This window comes from Amycolatopsis sp. WAC 01375 (assembly GCF_003947325.1).
GTDB lineage: Bacteria > Actinomycetota > Actinomycetes > Mycobacteriales > Pseudonocardiaceae > Amycolatopsis.
Map to the genome: position 1 here is coordinate 1 of NZ_QHHW01000061.1, position 16,934 is coordinate 16,934.

A 16,934-nucleotide genomic window follows, 5' to 3' on the forward strand; every position below is an offset into this window, starting at 1 on the left:
GCGGCTTGGTTAGTCAACGAGCCAGCGAGGTCGGGTAGGAAGGCGCCGGGGTCGCTCTCGGCGAGTCGCCGATAGTGGGTGACGGCTTCGTTACTGGCGGCCAGCGCTCCGGCGCGGTTACCAACTTCGCTGCGCGTAGCGGCTTGGTTGTTCAACGAGCCAGCGAGTTGGGGCAGGAAGGCGCCGGGGTCGCTCTCGGCGAGTCGCCGATAATGGGTGACGGCTTCGTCAATCGCGGCCAGTGTTCCCGCGCGATTACCAACCTCGCTGCGCAGGTTGGCTTGGTTGTTCAACGAGCTAGCAAGGTCGGGCAGGAAGGCGCCGGGGTCGCTCTCGGCGAGTTGTCGGTAATGGGTGACGGTTTCGTCAATCGCGGCCAGCGCTCCTGCGCGATCACCAACCTCAGCGAGTCGGATGGCTTGGTTATTCAACGAGCCAGCGAGGTCGGGCAGGAAGGCGTCAGGGTTGCTCTCGGCGAGTCGCCGGTGCAATGCGACGGCTTCGTCGCTCGCGGCCAGTGCCCCCGCGCGATCACCAACCTCGCTGCGCATAGCGGCTTGGTTGTTCGACGCCGTGGCGAGGTTGGGCAGGAATGCGCCGGGGATGTTCTTGGCGAGTTGTCGATAGTGAGTGACGGCTTCGTCACTGGCGGCCAGTGCCCCCGCGCGATCACCAGCCTTATTGCGCAGGTTGGCTTGGTTGTTCAACGCCGTGGCGAGGTTGGGCAGGAAGGCGCCGGGGTCGCTCTCGGCGAGTCGCCGGTGCAATGCGACGGCTTCGTCGCTCGCGGCCAGGGCTCCCGCGCGATCACCAACCTCGCTACGCAGGTTGGCTTGGTTGGTCAACGAGCCAGCGAGGTCGGGCAGGAAGGCGCCGGGGTTGCTCTCGGCGAGTCGCCGGTGCAATGCGACGGCTTCGTCGCTCGCGGCCAGGGCTCCCGCGCGATCACCAACCTCGCTACGCAGATTGGCTTGGTTGTTCAACGCCGTGGCGAGGTTGGGCAGGAAGGCGCCCGGGTCGCTTTCGCAGAGTCGCCGATAATGGGTGACGGCTTGGTCAATCGCGGCCAGCGCTCCCGCGCGATCACCAACCTCGCTGCGCGCAGCGGCTTGGCCGTTCAACGAGCCGGCGAGGTAGGGCAGGAAGGCGCCCGGGTCGCTCTCGCCGAGTCGCCGATAATGGGTGACGGCTTCGTCGCTCGCAGCCAGTGCCCCCGCGCGATCACCAACCCCACCGCGCATAGCGGCTTGGTTGGTCAACGAGCCAGCGAGGTCGGGCAGGAAGGCGCCGGGGTTGCTCTCGGCGAGTCGCCGGTGCAATGCGACGGCTTCGTCGCTCGCGGCCAGTGCCCCCGCGCGATCACCAACCTCGCTGCGCGTAGCGGCTTGGTTGTTCAACGAGTCAGCGAGTTGGGGCAGGAAGGCGCCGGGGGTGTTCTCGGCGAGTTGCCGGTAGTGGCTGACGGCTTCGTCGCTGGCGGCCAGCGCTCCGGCGCGGTCACCAGTTTCGCTGCGCGTAGCGGCTTGGTTGTTCAACGAGCCAGCGAGTTGGGGCAGGAAGGCGCCGGGGTCGCTCTCGGCGAGTCGCCGATAATGGGTGACGGCTTCGTCAATCGCGGCCAGGGCCCCCGCGCGATTACCAACCTCGCTGCGCAGGTTGGCTTGGTTGTTCAACGAGCCAGCGAGTTGGGGCAGGAAGGCGCCGGGGTCGCTCTCGGCGAGTTGTCGGTAATGGGTGACGGTTTCGTCAATCGCGGCCAGCGCTCCTGCACGATCACCAACCTCATTGAGTCGGATGGCGAGATCATTCGACCATGCGGTGCGTGCAGCGAGGTTGTCGGTGTCGGTCGCGGTGGGGTCTAATTGTGGTTGGCTGTGCTGTGTCGCGGTCAATGCGAGGGTTCGGAGCGCCGCGTGTCCTGTGGGTATAGCGGTGGCGAGCTGTGCTAGTGGCAATGGGGTGTCTTCGTGTTCGGCGAGCTCGGTGAGGGCGGCGGCGAATGGGCCTCCTTGGTTGAGGGCAACAGCCAGGCCGGCCGACCACAAGTACGGGTGGTGGTCCAGCAGTCGCTGGGTCAGGTCGAAGGCGCGGTGGGGGTTCTGCTCTGCGGCGCGGGTGAGAACGGTGCAGACGCGCAAGCCTTCCGTGATCGCGGCTTGCGCGTCAGAGTGGGCGTCCGGGTCGTTGGGACGCTGGGCGAGCCGTGGGTCGGTGGTCGGGTCGGGTGGGATGCAGCGATCTAGCAGAGCGGGAGTGTCGGTGAATTCTCGTAGTACGAGTCGTTCACCCACGGGATCTGGCCGGATCGCGACGCCTTCGTCGGCGGTGTCGGGGGTCAGGAGCCCGGTCAGTACGTCGATGAGGACTGTCCGGTCGGGTGTGGGCAGGGCAAGCTCCTCGATTGCCGTAAGACCTTTGGTCGCTCGAGCTGTGGTGGACGGCGCGATGAGCGTCAGTACGGCCCCCGCGCGGGCCAGCAGGGTTGAGGGGTAGGTGGGCAGACCGCGTTCGGTGCAGGTTCGCTGCCAGTAGTCGAATTCTCGGAGCAGGACCCGGTCGTACAGTGTGTCGCGCTGGGTCGGCAGGGCGTCATCTGCTGCGCCCTCGGCGGCCAGCCACGCCTGTAGCACCAGGTCCAGGGTGGTCCAGCGTGGGTTCGGGGGTGGTTGTTCGATGGTGGTGCTCACCATGCCGGGCAGCTCGGCGAACCGTTGCGCGGCGCGGCGGAACACGCCGGCCGAAGCGGGATGTCGCCGCGAGAGGGAAACGAGCAGTGGTGCGGCGCCGCTCAGGCCGTCACGCTCGGCGGCTCCGGTAAGGGTCGTGAGCCAGTCGCCGACCGCCCGGGCGGTCAGCAGCACCCTGGTGGGCGATTCCCGGCCACGGAGGGCTTTGACAGTCGCGAGGATACCCTCGGCGCCGGTGTCCTCGACGTAGTCCACGACGACCAGCACGGGCGACTCCACACCCGCGAGCCAGGCCAGGTCGTCGCCGCTCGGAACTGGGTATTTGGCCAGGAACCCGGTGTACCAGCCTGCTGCGTCCAGCCGCCGGCACAGCTCAGCGGCCAGGTGGGTCTTGCCGGCGCCTCCCACCCCGTGCAGCACTGCCAGTGCCACGCCGTCCGGGGTTGAGCTGTTTGCCTCAGCCCACTCCAGCAGCAGATCCAATTCATCGCGGGTGTAGAACGGCACCACGCCCTGCCTAGCCTTGATCTGCGTCAGCGGGCCGGCATGTGGATTTGGCGTGATATAGGGGTCGGTCAGCGGCTGGAAGTCCGGCTGCCGCCAGTCGATCAGATCCACAGCGGGAACAGTTCGCCGGGCCAGCCCGACGTTGATGCCCAATCCCCACCGCCACTTGCCGGAAGTCTTGGCGGTTGCTGCGATCATCTCGGCGCCATCAGCGACTGCGGTGGCCCAGTCTTTTGCCGGGGCGGACGTCTTCGCCGGCCAGGTCGCGCCAGTGACGTCAATCGCGAGGAAGGACCCGCCAGCATCCACCGTCGCACGGATCTCCCCGTGTAGCGGGAACCCGTCCTCGGTCACCGGTGCAGTCACCTGCACTACGTCCTGGAACGGGGTGCTCCCTTCCGATGCAGACCACGCGCCGTCCAGCCAGATCAGCACGATGGCATGCCCAGCCCCGCCGAGCCGCGAGTCGAACACGACGATCATCGGATGCAGCCCGGCGTCCAGACAGGCCCCGGCGTAGGCCACGCAGATGTCGAGGCAAGTGGCGTGCCGTGGCCGGGCCAGCACCTGGTCCACCGGACGGACGGTCTGTAGCCCGCCACCGCTGGTGGTCGGCTCGCCCACGTAGCGCACGCCGGTGTCGGCGAACACCTCGTAGATCAGCCGCGCCTTCTCGGCCGGTGCCGTGCTCCGCGGCCCAGGTAATCTCCTGGCCAGTTTTGCCGGCAGCAGCTTGCGAGCCAGGTCCTGCTGGACATATCGGGCCAGCTCGCCTGGATCCGCGGCCCGGTCCCATCGCCATCCGGTCATGGCTCGATCACCCCGATGATGTCCTCGCCGATGACCCGGTCCACCTTGGGCACGTGATCAAGCTCGACCCGCAGTCGGTGCGCCCCCGCGGGCAGAGCGGGGATCTCTACCCGCCAGCTTCCGCTGTCCCACTCCACCGGGAGGCCGTCGGGCACCTCAGCCGATACCCCCGGCTCGGCAACCAACCTGACCCGAGCCTTCACCTGCTGCGGATCGGCTCCGCACAACCGCACGGACGCCGTCGACGGCACCCCGGCCGCGGTCACGTCATCCACATCGAAACCCACCCACGGCCGGTCCGGCCCCAGTTCACCGCGCACGGCATCCAGCGGAGCCGCCTCGAACCGGGCGACGAACTCGACCACACCGCTCGCCGACGCGATGGGCAGATGCGGTTCCGGCCACCAAGCTCGGTGATAGACCCCATCGTCACCATCAGCCGAGTACTCCACCGGAGTGGCAGAAACGGCGGGCACCGTGCCATCCCCACCCTCCCACCCCTGGCTCGGCAGCCACTCCGCATCTGCCCGGCTCACCCGAACACGCTGCCCCTCGACCACCGCCCGACTCGCCGTCGCATGCCCGGTGGCATAGAAAGCCATGAACCGCGACCTCGCCTCCGGCGTCGACCCGAATAAGTCCCTACAGCCCGCCTCGAGCTCCAAATGCCGCTCATACGCGGCTTTCGCACGTATACGAAATGACTCCGGCGCGACCGACACCTCGTGCGGATACACCGGGCCGCCGCCGTCCAGCACTGCTGGATAACGTGGCAACAACTCCCAGGTGGAATCCCATCCCGACACCACCTCAGCGGCATCCTTCAGTAGCCGGCTCGACATCGCCGCCACCGACGTGGGGCCCAGCCGGACACCATTGAGAAGCCAGTCGATCGCCTTCGGCGCGCCGCGATGCGGCGTGGCCACCGTGATCAGGGACCGGCAGATCCGGTGACCCCCCAAGACGGCCCACCACCAGCGTGCCACCACGCCACCCATCGAATGAGCAACCACGATCACCTGCCGATCACCCACACGGCACGCGATCTCCGCCTCCAACCGCTCGGCGTTGGATGCCATCCCCTGGCGGAAATCGTAGGGAAACAGCAACACACTCGCCCCAGGCCGAGGGGCCCGACCCGGATGGACAGTGTCGATATCGTCGGGTCCCAATCGGAACTTGTTCATCAGCCGCTGGACTAGCCGGTCATACCCCGCGACCTTCTTCCACGGCAGCACCCTCATGCTCGGCAAAAGCCCGACCGGCACCACCGGCTCCGACATCGCCAGGCCGTCTGGATCGAACCCTGACCGCACTGTTCTCTGCAGGTTCTGTCCCCACAAGGGTCGGCCGTCCGGGTATTCCAGGGCACTTCCGCCGATGCCTGGAACGATCACCAGCAGATGCTTGAGGCCCATCAGCCCTCCCGACCGATCAACTTCTTCACGCCCTTCAATCGTTCGTCCAACGACACGGGTTACCGGCTGTGTATCACGGTTCGGTCGGGCACATGACGAACCAGGCTACGTGAATCAGCGGTAGTAATTGACCAACTTTCTCGCCGCTGAGATATGGGTCTTCGCGACACCGGGTTCTGCCTGCTGAAGCCACATGTTTCACGTTGTTCGGAACTCGATAGCTCTGGTCACGTGTTATCACCGTCCAGATCGTTCCGAAGAGCGGCGGATGATGAAGCTCTTCGGTCCGTGAGTTCTCTGAAGGAGTCCGCTGCGGGTGTTCGGAGTGAAACGACGGTGCCTTTGCGGCCGAGTTGTTGGCGCAGGGCGGTGTTCTCGTGGTGCAGGGTGGCGATGACGGTGGCTGCTGCTTCGAGGCGTCGTCGGAGCTGGGTGCATTCGTCAGTTTTCTTGGTGAGGCTGGCACGTAGCGAGTGGGCCTCCTGGTCGTGGCGTGTCTGCTGAGGCGTTCGCTTGCCGACGGCGTCGAGAGCGGTGTCCCATTCGGTGAGGATGGTCTTGGCGCGGAAGAGGGTTGCGTGACTGACTCCGGCTTCGCGTCCGAGGTTGGCTTTGGTCAGCCGGCCGTCGGTGTGCTTCGGAGTGCCGTCGAGCAGGCGTTTCATGGCTTCCCGGAGCGCTTTCACTGTGCGCGGTGAGACGACGTCGTCGCTCGCGGGAGTCACGATTTGGCCTTCCGCAGGACGGCGCGGACGTCGTCGAGTTCCCGTTGCAGCGCGGTCTTGCGGATGGGCGCGATCTTGGGGGTGTCGAGAAGTGTGAGCAGGGTGTGTTCTTCGGTTCGCCAGGCGGGGATGTGTTCTGGGCCGAAGAGGCTGTTGCCGCAGCGGGCGGGTTGGCAGCGGTCGACCAGCGGCCCCTGATGTCCGGGCGGGATGATGGTGTTCTCCAGGCATTTGGCGCCGACAGGGTTGGTCTCGTCGAGGGTGCAGTGGTTGAGCTTGCCGAAGCGAATCGAGATGCGGGCCTTGCGGAGCAGGTCGTACTCGACGCGGGCGTCGCCGTGCTGGGTTTGCCCGGAGACACGGGTGACGCTGTCGAAGGTGCCGCGCAGCCGGTCGGCTGCCGGTCCGTAGCCGATGGTGTCGCCGCGGCGGTGGGCGTCGTAGAGGTCCTGCAGGCGCTGGAACCGGGTGCTGGCGAGGGCGTCGTCGAGGCGGCGGGCCCATGCCGGCGTGGTTCTGGTGTAGCCGGGGGTGGAGCGGTTGGCGAGTGCTCGGGTGGCGACGTGCTTGAGCTGGATGCCCAGGGCGATCTCGGCGCCGGGGTGGTCGCGGGCGAGCATCGCCATGGTGCGCCGAAACATGTGAGGGGTGATCTTGCTGTCGGGGATGGCGGGCAGGCCGTTGTAGCGGCGCGAGCCGTTCACACGGCGGATGAAGGAGACGATCGCGTGTTGGCTGGAAAAACCGTCGTCGTTACTGCCGTCGCGGACCCTGCCGAACGCCAGCTCCGCGTGCAGCGACAGCTGAGAGGCGGTGAAGATCGCCTTGGCGGCCGGTTCGATGATCCACCAGTGCCGAGTGGGCAGGTCGGGGTCGCGTTTGCGTTTGGTGGAGGTGACCGAGGGTGCGCCGTAATGCTCGACGACGCTGTTGTGGGTGATTTGCCGGATCTCGCTGTCGCGCATCATCGACAGCGCGGCGACGAAGATGTAACAGGCATTGCGCAGCGCGACGCATTCCATCCAGAGCTGCAAGGGGTGCAGGCAGGGATGCCAGGGCCCGCGGCTGCCGTCGGGACGGGTCACCTCGTGCAGGTCAGGGAGCAGACCGGGTTGCGTGCGTCCAGCGGCGACGACGTCCAGCACAAGGCTGCGACGCTGACGGCCTCCCGTACTACGGAGGGCGAAGAGGTTGTTGCTGGCGCCGATCATCGTGCCCAGCACGTTCCAGTTCACCGCCGCCGCAGGGTCGGTGGACCTACTGGGGCGGACCGGGATTCGGTGCTGCGGGTCGGCGAGCCACTCGGTGACGGCCTGGGTCAGTTCGGCCTGCGGCAGCGGCCGCGTGGCGGCTTGCCAGCCTTGCCAGACGGCCCGTGCCCGCAGGATGTCCGGACCGAAAGCGTCGATGTAGGTCCAGGCCGCGCGGACGAGCGGGAACCACGATTCGGGTGGGATGGCCGGGGTGGACAGTTCCTCGGAGTCGCGGATGCCCAGAACGTGGCTGGCGGGTTGACCGGGCCAGGGGTCGGCGGGCAATCCTCCGCAGGCCAGGACAGGGCCGAACTCGTGGAGGGCCTTGATCACCACGATGTGCTCGTTGACGCTGCCGATCGCCAGGCGCTGCCGTTGAGCGTCGATGTAGCGGTGGAAGTCCTCGATGTCCCAGCGGCTCAGGTCCTCGGGTAGCCGTTCGGCTTCGGCCCAGGCCGCCAGTGTGCGCAGGGTGCCGGCGCGCAACGTGACGGTGCGCGGTTCGCGCGGCTGGGGCTGGAGGTGGATCCCGGCGGCCAGGACCGCGGGGTGCCGGGGGTTGAGCCAGACCATCGCGGTCTCGCGGAGCCGCAGGTTCCAGACCGGGGTCAGCCCGGCGAAGGAGACCCGGTAGTTGGCGGCGTATTGGTTCACCGGACGCTCGACGACACCGTTGAGATTCCACCGCTCGGACTGGCCGAACACGGGCGGCTGCGCACCGGGCAGCAGAGGATGAGACTGGACGACCGGCTCGTCGTCGCGGAACACCGAGCGGGCAGCAGGCAGGGGAAAGCGAGTGGTCATCGGTCGAACTCCACGTGTGCGGATAGCGGTAGGTGCAGGTCGGCCTCTCCGGCCGCGATCTGCTGGCGGGCAGACGCGATCTCGGCGGGTGTGCGGTCGGCCAGCACGGCGGTGAGGTTGGTGTGGCTCTGGCCCCAGAGGGCATGGAAGTGCTGTGGGGTCAGCCGGGTACGGAGCCGGTCGAGATGGTCGGCCAGCAGCAACAACTGCGGCAGGTTGGACGGCAGCACCAGGGCGTGGCGGCATTCCAGGCAGCGCAGCGGCGCGACCGGGCAGAGGTCCCCGGCTTTGCCGAAAGGCGAGTCGAACGGGTCCCGGCAGGCCGAGACACCCATGTCCAACACTCCATCGCGTAGCTGTGCGACCTCCTCCGCGGTCAGGCCCACCCCCGTAGCGGTGGCGGGGTCGTCGAGGGCCTGCTCGGCGACCGCGGTCAGCACGGTCGGGCCGACGACCGCTTCGTCGAACCAGCGTTGCTGGGCGGAGGTGATGACATGCCCGGCGATCACCTTCAAGGTGGTGCCGTGCGCGTAGTGGCCGTGGAACACCTCGACGCTGTGATCGTCGGCGACGTCGCTGACCCGCCCCCGATAGGCAAGAGCCTTTTCGACCTTGCCCGACTTCCGTAGCCGCCGGATGTCGGCCGGGCCGGTCACCCGCAGCCCCATCCGCTCCAGCCAGTCGTTGAAATCTGCGCCGTTCATGTCACCGTTGAACCGACTGATCGTGAGGTCATAGACCCAGATGGCCGACCTCAGGAACAGCGGAGCAGGCGCGAGGCCGCTGCGGGCGCGCAGCCGCGCGGTGACCGCGAGCAGGCGCCGCAGGAGGTCGGCAGCGTCCATTCGACCGATTGCCAAGTGTGTGACGGTGACGGCGTCGTCCTCGACGGTGCTGCTGGTGTAGAAGCGGCGCCGGACGGAGCGGGCCCGGTTCTTGGTGAAGGTGAGCAGGACACCGTCCGGGGCGAACTCCACCTGGTCCTCGGTTAGGCCGGTGACTTCCTCCGAGGTGTGCCCGGTCGCGGCCATCAGCAGGATTCGGAAGCCGTGCAGGTCCCGGTTGTGGGGATAGAGCATCCCGGTCAACACCCGCAGCAACGCCCGGCCCCGACGATTGAGCGCCTCGCCCAGTGGCAGCAGGTCGGTCAGCTCAGCGGGCCACGCGGTCGGAGTCGGCAGCCGACCCAGCAGCTCACGGGTCGGCATCCCGTGCTCGATCGCCCAGAGCAGGTTGGCCGGGTCCAGCCACCCGCCCTTCTCGGGATCGACACCACGATCCAGCAGCTCCCGGCCGTGCCGCAATCGCTGTTCCAGGCGTGTGACGTCCGCGCGGGCCGCCTGGACCAGTGCTTTCTTGTCAGCGCGGGAGAACTCGTCGACCTCGCGGGTCTTGCCGCGCCGCAGCCCGCTCGATCCGGTCAGCCAGCCGTGCAAATGGGCCGCGACTTCCCGATCAGGGTGCTGGCCGCGCCGTTTGACCAGCTTCCGGAGCCGCCCCGCCTGGTACGCCGGCTCGGTCGACCCTGCCGGCCACCGAGCTGGCAGCTGCCGGGTCCAGTCCAGGATCAGCGGCAGCACGTCAGGGACCGCGCGGGCCAGTGATACCTCCGCCGCGGCGGGCAGGTGGGTGTCGACGAAGCGGCAGAAGCTGCGGACCGCGCGCCGGTAGCAGCGCATCGTGGCGACACCCAGGTCATCGGTCGCGGCCAGCTCCACCCACTCGTCGGCAAGCTCAGCGGCTAGCGCCGAGCAGACGAACTCAGCCGGGTCGATGGCGGTCGTGCCGCGCCGCCCACTGGGCTCGGTGCCCTCCAGCCGACGGACGCCGATCCGCGCAGGCGCGGCGACTCGACGGGCAGGGCGTGGGTTACGCCGGTACTCACCTTTACGGGGCATCGCCGCTACCTCCCTGGGCGCTGGACATCAGCTGTCGGCCGATCTCGGAATAGGTGGCCTCGTCAAGCGCGGACCACTCGGCGAACGCCTCGTCGACCTCACGCATCGGGTCCTTCAGATAACGCAAGTAGATGTAGGTCGTGGCCGGGCTGGCGTGCCCCAACCTGCGTTGCACGACCAGCAGCGGGTTGTAGGCGATGTGGTCGGCCACTGTGGACATCGGCAGCTCGGATACCGCGGCATCGCGTGCCGCTTTCAGCATCAGAAACCGCAGGAGCTGCAACGCGAAGGTGTGCCTCAAATCGTGGAACAACCACGGATGGTTTGGCATGACTGGGGCGTCGGGATTTGTGGCGTGCAGCCGCATCCGCTCCCACGCACGCCACCGGATCTTGTCCCACGTGGACGGATGCGGCATGGTCCCACCCTGCCCCACAAAGACTGCCAAGGGCTCCAGCCGGTCTCCGGTGTCCATCACCGTGATCTTCCGCAATTCCGGCGGTATGTGCCGAATCGACCGGATCACCCGCTGACCGTCCAATGTGCCCCGCAGCTGCCCTCGGCCGTCCTGGTCCGCGTCTACGAGGAACAGGTCCGACCGTCGTCTGGCTAACGTCGGCTGGGCGGCGGTCACGATGTGCCGCCGCTCCAGCAGCATGTAGGTGCGCACCAGGTCAAGCGCCGATCGGGGCGCGTAGACCGTGCGTGGTCGGCCGAACTTCGCGCACGCTGCGAGCTCGATCTCCAGTCCGTCGCGTGGCCGGCCAGCGTCCAGCCCCAGCTCCGGCAGCAGAAGCGTCGACCATTCACCGAGTCGCATCCCGGTCAGCAGCCCCAGCTCCACTCCGGCGCGGCTGCGATGCGGGAACCTCCCGCGGAACGACCGGTCCACCGTCCCGTCCGGCAGTTGCCCGGCCAGGCCCACGTCACGGAAGTACCGGTACTGCTCCAACGTCATGTGCCGCACCCGCAGATCCCGCGTCACGCCGTTACGCAGCGAGTCCCGGCGGCCATCGCTTCGCCACGGCCGCGCCGCGACGTAGCCCTCAGCCACCAGCCAGGCGTACAAGCGGTTGATCGCCGTCGCCTCGATCTCCCACGTCGTCTTCGCGATCGGCTCGGGCTGCTCACGCGTCCGAAGCGCGCGATACTCCAGCAGATCCGGCTCAGTCGCCGACACCACGTCGACGCCCGCCTGGGCCAGGAACTCCGACAGTCTCAGCGCGACGTAGGCGTATTTGCGCATCGTCTTCGCGCTCCGACCCATCAACGCCAGGTGCCGAAACCACGACGACACCGGCTCAACCGGACACATTTGCTGGTCCAGCAAGATCGGCATCCCGTCCAGCGCAAGCCGCCGGTCGAACAGCTCAACCAGCTCAGCCCCATCGATCCCCGCGACCGACCCGTCGGCGACCGCACGCCTGCGGTCAGTGAAGAACAACTCCAACGAACCCTCCGCACATCCGTGATCAACAACCACTCCGGAAGGCCTAACGAGCCACAACGAGACCGGCATCTGGGTGAAGCAATGAGACAGTTCTAGAACGGCTGGAGAAGCTCCGGAGTCGAGAATCCACGGTGCGCGATCTGCGATAGGAAGGTTGTAGGCGTTTTTGATGCGGCGCAATCTGTTGTGAGACACCATCAGCGGCCGGTCTGTGATGCCGATCCATTGCGGTTCAGGGGCTCCAAGGTAGAAGGTCATCGACGGGTCCTCTGTGGAGTGTGTGTTGATTCGACGCGCCAGGGCGTGAGGTCCGCCAGGCGTACCTCGGAAGGCGAGCCGGTGTCGGGGCGAGGCCGATGCGTAGCGAGACCTCGGCCCGGCACCGAGGAAGCCGTGTGTGGATGCCGTGGCGGATGCGGCTGCCGCAGCACGCAAGGCGGGTGAGTGGGTGGCCCACCTCGGATCGAGGCGGGCCACCGCGGCAGGGATCAGAAAGGCGGGTCATCGCTACAGCCCACAAGGTCAGGACCAGCGATGCGCTGGGCAACCCTCTTCGCCTCGAATTCCTGGCGCTGCTGACACAAGGCGGTGTGCGCCGCTTCGGCGACTCTCAAAAGCCGGCCCGCCAGCCAAGCGGCGCGAGTTTCCACGTGCGCGAAGTGCGCGAACTCCCCGAGATGGACCTGGCGGGCCAGGTAGTCGAGCTCGGTGTTGAGGTCGGCGAACTCCGCGAGTTCGAGACGTGACTCGTAGGTCTTCCGAGCGTTCGCGTAGGCGGCTTGCGCATCGCGCATGATCTGCGGTGAGGAGAGTTCGATGTAGCTGCCGAGAATCTCCTGTAGCTCATCAGTAAGCCTCTTGAGGTCGTCTGGCGTGCGGGGCACTCGCGCTCCTGGATGTCGTTGGTGTTCGTGGACGAGCGCTCGCCGTGTGGTGCCCCGGGGCGGGTCAGGGCCCGGCGTAGCCGGCCGCGGAGCGGTATGCCTTGACCCGTCCCGGGGCACTGCTGGGCTTACGTGGGTTCACGAACGCCGACGTTCTGGAGCGCGTCCCGCTGGACGGGCGACGTGGCACAGAACGCTCAAGCGGACGGACGGCAAGCGACGAGTGCGTAAGCCTCACCGACGGCCACCGGGCGACCGCGCAACGTTCCTCATCTGGGTGGGGCTGGGTGGCCGCTACATCCGGTATGTGGCTCGCTTCGAGGCTTCCGGCACTGCGTGCCACGGGGTGGTTCGTCGGGCCGGGCGCTCTGCGGGACGGCGAGCAGTGGGCGTCCCGCAGAGCACGGATCCCATTGGGGTCAGGGGATGATGTGCATCGCGTCCGCGGCCAAGGCATCGGCGAGCCGCCGGAGTGTGGTGAACCCGCGCTCTGGACTCTTTGCTGTGCCGCTGTTGCTGTACGGCGACGTGGTGCTGTGCCAGTTGGACGGTGGGTTGTCAGTGATGTGCGACCACTCGCGCGAGGGAGTCAGCACATCCGCACGTGCTGTGGACTGATCGGGGTAGATGTCACGTGCGACGGTGACGCGGTAGGTGTTGCTGGTCTCGGTGATCTCGTCGTTGTCGCGGTAGAACCGGACGACGCCGTACCGGTAGGGGCGGCTGTCTGTCACTTCGTGGAAGCAGACGGCTCCGTGTGGCAGTGTGGGGATCGGATCGGTCATGAAGTGCTCCTGGCCGGTGTGGGTGTGCGGGACCAGGTGGACGTGCGCGAGCCTGGCGGACCCGGTCCGGGCTCGGCGGAGCCGACCGCGCAGCGGCGCAGGCCTGGACCGGGTCGCCAGGGGTGCCGGGGTGCCCGGATCCCGCTGACCACACCAGCTCAGGACGAACATCGACTGACCACGGTCAGCCACATCGATCGACGGCTGGCCGATGCTCCTCCAGTCGCGAGCGTGCCTGTGCTCGCGGTGCGCACCGTGAGACCCGTTCGCACCCTGGCGCCAAGAGGCAGCTGACGACTGGAGAGCCTTGACCGGTTGTTCGATGTGCCGGTGCGCACGATCGGCCTCCCACCAGGCTTCTGCGGTGATCGGCATACCGCGGTGTCCCGTCCAGGAGTCGGTGTGGCCTCCTCGACGGGACACGTCAGCGGCTGGCTAGAAGTCGAGTGTTCGCGCCTGAGCGCGGCTCAGAACCACCGAGACGGCCGTCTGTTCGTCCTTGTCCGTTCCGGTCGTGCCGGAGTCGTTGCCGCTCTCGCTCAGTTCGTATGTTCCCTCCGGGAGGACAAAGCTATTCCCGGCCCGGACCGCATCGCGCATTCTGAACCGCACGCCAACGCTGTCGAAGTCGTTGATCATTTGCACGCTGTCGAGGTCGAACAGGTCCACATGTCCGGTGATGATGTCGTAGTGACCGTCGGGCCACTCGATGCGGGCTTCGACCTTCGAGTCGACGCGCCTGGGCGCTTCATGTTGAGGTCGCCGATCACATCCTTGAACTCTTCGCCGCCGCACAACTCGAACGCGATGGCCCGAAGGTGGTCGAAATTAGTGTCGTGCTTGCGGGTGAATTCGACAACTTCTTCGATCTGGGACTGTGAGATGGCCGGAACCTGGTCACGCAGGTAGGTGGTCACCGTCTCGGGTTCGGGGTAGGCGAACCTGAGGTGGTAGTGGAACCGCCCGGGCCTGTTGAGCATGAACTCGTTGACCCGGCTGAGGTCGTTCACCGAAAGGATGTAGAGGCGCTTGGTGGTGCTCAGCCCGTCGAACAGCCCGAGAAACTGGGTCTGGGACATTTCGTCATCGCCGCTGAGCGTGAAGATTTTTTCGAATTCATCGAAAATGACGGCCACCTCGCCGAGTACGTCCAAAAAGGGACGCCAGGCCAGGCGTCGACTCCTGCACGAGAATCGTGGGCAGCTTCAGCTGATCACGGGCCTTTTCGGCGAGCATTCGGAGCATGAGCGATTTGCCCATTCCTTTGTCTCCCGACAGGATCGCGCCCACAGACCGGTTCATGCACTTGTAGCCGCGGATGATGCGGTCCACCCGTCGCGTGTGGGAGCCGTAGACGGTTTCGTCTCCGGGGGCGAGCGGTGCGACCTGCCGGAGGCTGTGTCCGCTCATTTGGTTGAAACGGATGGAGTAGGTCGCCACCGGCAGCCGAGGGTAGGTCTGCACGGAGTCGTCGAAGAAGCGGTACAGGCCGCCGGAGGCAACGATGGTGGAAGCAGGCATGAGGGCTCGCTTTCGCAGATAGGAAGCTGATGAGGTGCAGCGACGTCACCGCGCCCTGCCTGCCGCCGTCTGACGAATGTCGTCGGGCGAGCGTGGCTCTGGTGCTAGGTGATCTGCGTGCCGAACATCAGGCCGTCGACGGGCCCGCAGGGGCGCGATGGTCCGGGCCACGGGTTTGGGGCCGGCCATCGCGCGCATCCGGCGATGGTCTGATCGGCTTCACGCAGGTCGCCGAGCGCGGGGCCCTTCGCCTTGGCACCGTCTGCTGCGGTCGTCCGCGGGAACGGACCGAGCGCGCGCGGAACTCCTTTTCAGAGCCGTCGGTCGCCAGGCGTCCTCACTGGCATCCCATTACGCTCGCAAGGCCGTGGATGGGGAGCATGTCGGGTGTGGTCGTCGAGGAGTCGGATCTGGCGACGATGACGACGCGAGGATGTATCTTGCTAGCGCCAAGGCGTGCTGTCCGCGATCACATCACAGGCGGGCGCCGACATCGGCAGGGACGTCGAGCCCTGCGATTGCACGCAGCGCTAGCTACGAGAAGATCGCCGGGGTGTTACAGACGAGCCCGCGCGAAGCGAATAAGCATCGGGGCTACCTAGGACGTTGTCCGATCGCGTAGCCGTCGTGAACTCTCGTCGGGACTGGATGCACCAGCATGTCGACAGCGATCGTGGAGCCGACCGGCCTCACGTTGGTGTCTGCTCGGTTCTAAACCGGTGGTGTGTCGTTGGGGCGGCGGAGGAAACCAGCCTCCCAGAGGCCATCCTTATATCGCCACGACCAACGCAGCTCCTGATCGGTAAGCCAGGGCCCGAACCGCTCGACGACAATGCGGTGGTGAAGCAGCCATGCGGCCTCGTGGTCAATGCTCCCGGCGATGCCGAACGTCACCAGCGCGTAGCCGTCTGGACTCTTGTTTCGTCATTGTCCGTGTCGGGTTACAGCCCGCCGTCAGCGGCGTAGTGAACCGCAACCAATGCCTCGGCGTCTTGGTCCGGCGCTGCTTGCAGCATGTGCACGGCTCCGAAATCGTGCACGTGGTGGTGGGCATCGGGTGACAGGCCGACTGCTGCGCAAGCATGTGCGAACAGTTTCTTCGCATCCGCTGGGTCCTGGACGATGACATCGGACGAGACACCCATGGTCCTCCTTCCCCCTGGATCCGCAGCCGCCAAAACCCTCGTCTAAACCGACTATCCCCGGGCTTGAAGGGGCGTGCCGCTCAAGGCAGCAACCCCTCCACGAGCGGGCGCCCGCGCCCGCCGCCAAGTGACGACGTGTGAAGCTTACGTGGGCCAGTCAGAGCGCGTTCGACATCGCTCGAGTCGCTGTCGCGTCATCGTGCCGCTCTACGCGGTCGCCGATCCAGGCAAGTTGACCGGTTTGACAGGGCACCAGTGGCGCCGAACCGAGGACTGATCACGCCTGGCTTGAGCGTGACGGCAGGCCCAGGCTCGACGCGCACTAATAACTCACCGGGTCGTGAAGTATCTCCGGATCCGCGCAACGACGCCGCGAACTAGACGCAGGAACACGGCCGGACAGACAGGACACACCGCAAATTCAAGCCTCGGGAGTACGCCCGGGGGTTCATGACGGCGGCGCAGACGTCTGGTCCGTGTACCTGACGAAGACCGGAATCGTTCCGTGCTGAGCTTCATAGTCCGACAGGCGCTCGAATACTCTGGCCCAATCGCGGGCTTCATCGCCGCGACGCACTTCGACGTACACATAGGAGTTGTCGGTACTCAACTCCGGGCACATTTTCCGTGCGAGCCTCAGGCATCGCCTGTCCATGGCACCGCCTTCGGCGACGTCGCCGCCTGAGACGGCGACCCATGCGTCGCCGTCGGACAGCGGCTCGCCGCACACCTGTTCTCCAGATTCTGCATGTCTCATGAGACATCGACTTGGCACCTGGCAGGCGGGTCAAAGGGTTCCCAAGAGAATGTGTCAGCGCGAACTTGGCGACCTATGAGACAACCGGCACGCTGGTGGGGCTAGTGGTGTGTCCACTCGGTTGAGGGAATTTTGTCGAGGGCAGGCGAAATCGCCGTAACCGCCCGCGGTGAGCATCCAGCGCCGCCGCCGGACTTCGTGTACCGGGTGCTGCAGGCTGCTTCCAGGGTCGACCGGGCGCCCGCGCCGGGAACACCAACGTTGGGATTGTGTACGCGATCAGGCCGATG

General features: G+C 66.6%; 12 protein-coding genes and 1 pseudogene. All 13 read right to left on the reverse strand.

Annotation, left to right across the window (positions count from 1 at the left end):
* Positions 1–4,004: pseudogene (locus DL991_RS40725) on the reverse strand (tetratricopeptide repeat protein); the annotation flags it as partial.
* Positions 4,001–5,422, reverse strand: a complete 1,422-nt coding sequence (locus tag DL991_RS40730; RefSeq protein ID WP_125789685.1) for a triacylglycerol lipase — start codon at positions 5,420–5,422, stop codon at positions 4,001–4,003. The gene DL991_RS40730 and the pseudogene DL991_RS40725, both read right to left, overlap by 4 nt.
* 227 nt (positions 5,423–5,649) lie before the next feature.
* The gene (locus DL991_RS40735) at positions 5,650–6,147 is read right to left on the reverse strand and encodes a hypothetical protein (RefSeq protein WP_199754287.1); all 498 of its coding nucleotides are present in this window, start codon (positions 6,145–6,147) and stop codon (positions 5,650–5,652) included.
* Complete coding sequence (locus tag DL991_RS40740) at positions 6,144–8,204, reverse strand: integrase (RefSeq protein ID WP_199754289.1); 2,061 nt, start codon at positions 8,202–8,204, stop codon at positions 6,144–6,146. Before DL991_RS40740 ends, DL991_RS40735 begins: the two co-directional genes overlap by 4 nt.
* A complete protein-coding gene (locus DL991_RS40745; protein ID WP_125789686.1) occupies positions 8,201–10,102 on the reverse strand; it encodes a hypothetical protein in 1,902 nt (633 codons plus the stop codon). Before DL991_RS40745 ends, DL991_RS40740 begins: the two co-directional genes overlap by 4 nt.
* Positions 10,092–11,810, reverse strand: coding sequence for a site-specific integrase (locus tag DL991_RS40750; RefSeq protein ID WP_125789687.1), 1,719 nt, complete (start codon positions 11,808–11,810; stop codon positions 10,092–10,094). The genes DL991_RS40745 and DL991_RS40750 overlap by 11 nt, the downstream gene beginning before the upstream one ends.
* Before the next feature lie 230 nt (positions 11,811–12,040).
* Entirely contained in the window at positions 12,041–12,436 is a 396-nt protein-coding gene (locus tag DL991_RS40755) for a hypothetical protein (protein WP_125789688.1), read from the reverse strand.
* Between the two features lie 419 nt (positions 12,437–12,855).
* Entirely contained in the window at positions 12,856–13,221 is a 366-nt protein-coding gene (locus tag DL991_RS40760) for a hypothetical protein (RefSeq protein WP_125789689.1), read from the reverse strand.
* A 435-nt stretch (positions 13,222–13,656) separates the two neighbouring features.
* Positions 13,657–13,890 carry a hypothetical protein gene (locus DL991_RS40765; protein ID WP_125789690.1) on the reverse strand — a complete coding sequence of 78 codons (234 nt, stop codon included), beginning with the start codon at positions 13,888–13,890 and terminating at the stop codon, positions 13,657–13,659.
* Entirely contained in the window at positions 13,857–14,357 is a 501-nt protein-coding gene (locus DL991_RS40770) for a hypothetical protein (RefSeq protein WP_125789691.1), read from the reverse strand. The genes DL991_RS40765 and DL991_RS40770 overlap by 34 nt, the downstream gene beginning before the upstream one ends.
* A complete protein-coding gene (locus tag DL991_RS40775) occupies positions 14,338–14,742 on the reverse strand; it encodes a hypothetical protein (protein ID WP_125789692.1) in 405 nt (134 codons plus the stop codon). The genes DL991_RS40770 and DL991_RS40775 overlap by 20 nt, the downstream gene beginning before the upstream one ends.
* A 941-nt stretch (positions 14,743–15,683) precedes the next feature.
* The gene (locus DL991_RS40780) at positions 15,684–15,887 is read right to left on the reverse strand and encodes a hypothetical protein (protein WP_125789693.1); all 204 of its coding nucleotides are present in this window, start codon (positions 15,885–15,887) and stop codon (positions 15,684–15,686) included.
* Between the two features lie 448 nt (positions 15,888–16,335).
* Entirely contained in the window at positions 16,336–16,617 is a 282-nt protein-coding gene (locus DL991_RS40785; protein WP_125789694.1) for a hypothetical protein, read from the reverse strand.
* Positions 16,618–16,934 lie beyond the last annotated feature (317 nt).

Coding starts and splice junctions, on each gene's coding strand:
- DL991_RS40775 (WP_125789692.1), bottom strand. CDS start 14,742: ATGCCTGCTTCCACCATCGTTGCCTCCGGCGGCCTGTACCGCTTCTTC.
- DL991_RS40740 (WP_199754289.1), bottom strand. CDS start 8,204: ATGACCACTCGCTTTCCCCTGCCTGCTGCCCGCTCGGTGTTCCGCGAC.
- DL991_RS40730 (WP_125789685.1), bottom strand. CDS start 5,422: ATGGGCCTCAAGCATCTGCTGGTGATCGTTCCAGGCATCGGCGGAAGT.
- DL991_RS40745 (WP_125789686.1), bottom strand. CDS start 10,102: ATGCCCCGTAAAGGTGAGTACCGGCGTAACCCACGCCCTGCCCGTCGA.
- DL991_RS40760 (WP_125789689.1), bottom strand. CDS start 13,221: ATGACCGATCCGATCCCCACACTGCCACACGGAGCCGTCTGCTTCCAC.
- DL991_RS40780 (WP_125789693.1), bottom strand. CDS start 15,887: ATGGGTGTCTCGTCCGATGTCATCGTCCAGGACCCAGCGGATGCGAAG.
- DL991_RS40750 (WP_125789687.1), bottom strand. CDS start 11,810: ATGACCTTCTACCTTGGAGCCCCTGAACCGCAATGGATCGGCATCACA.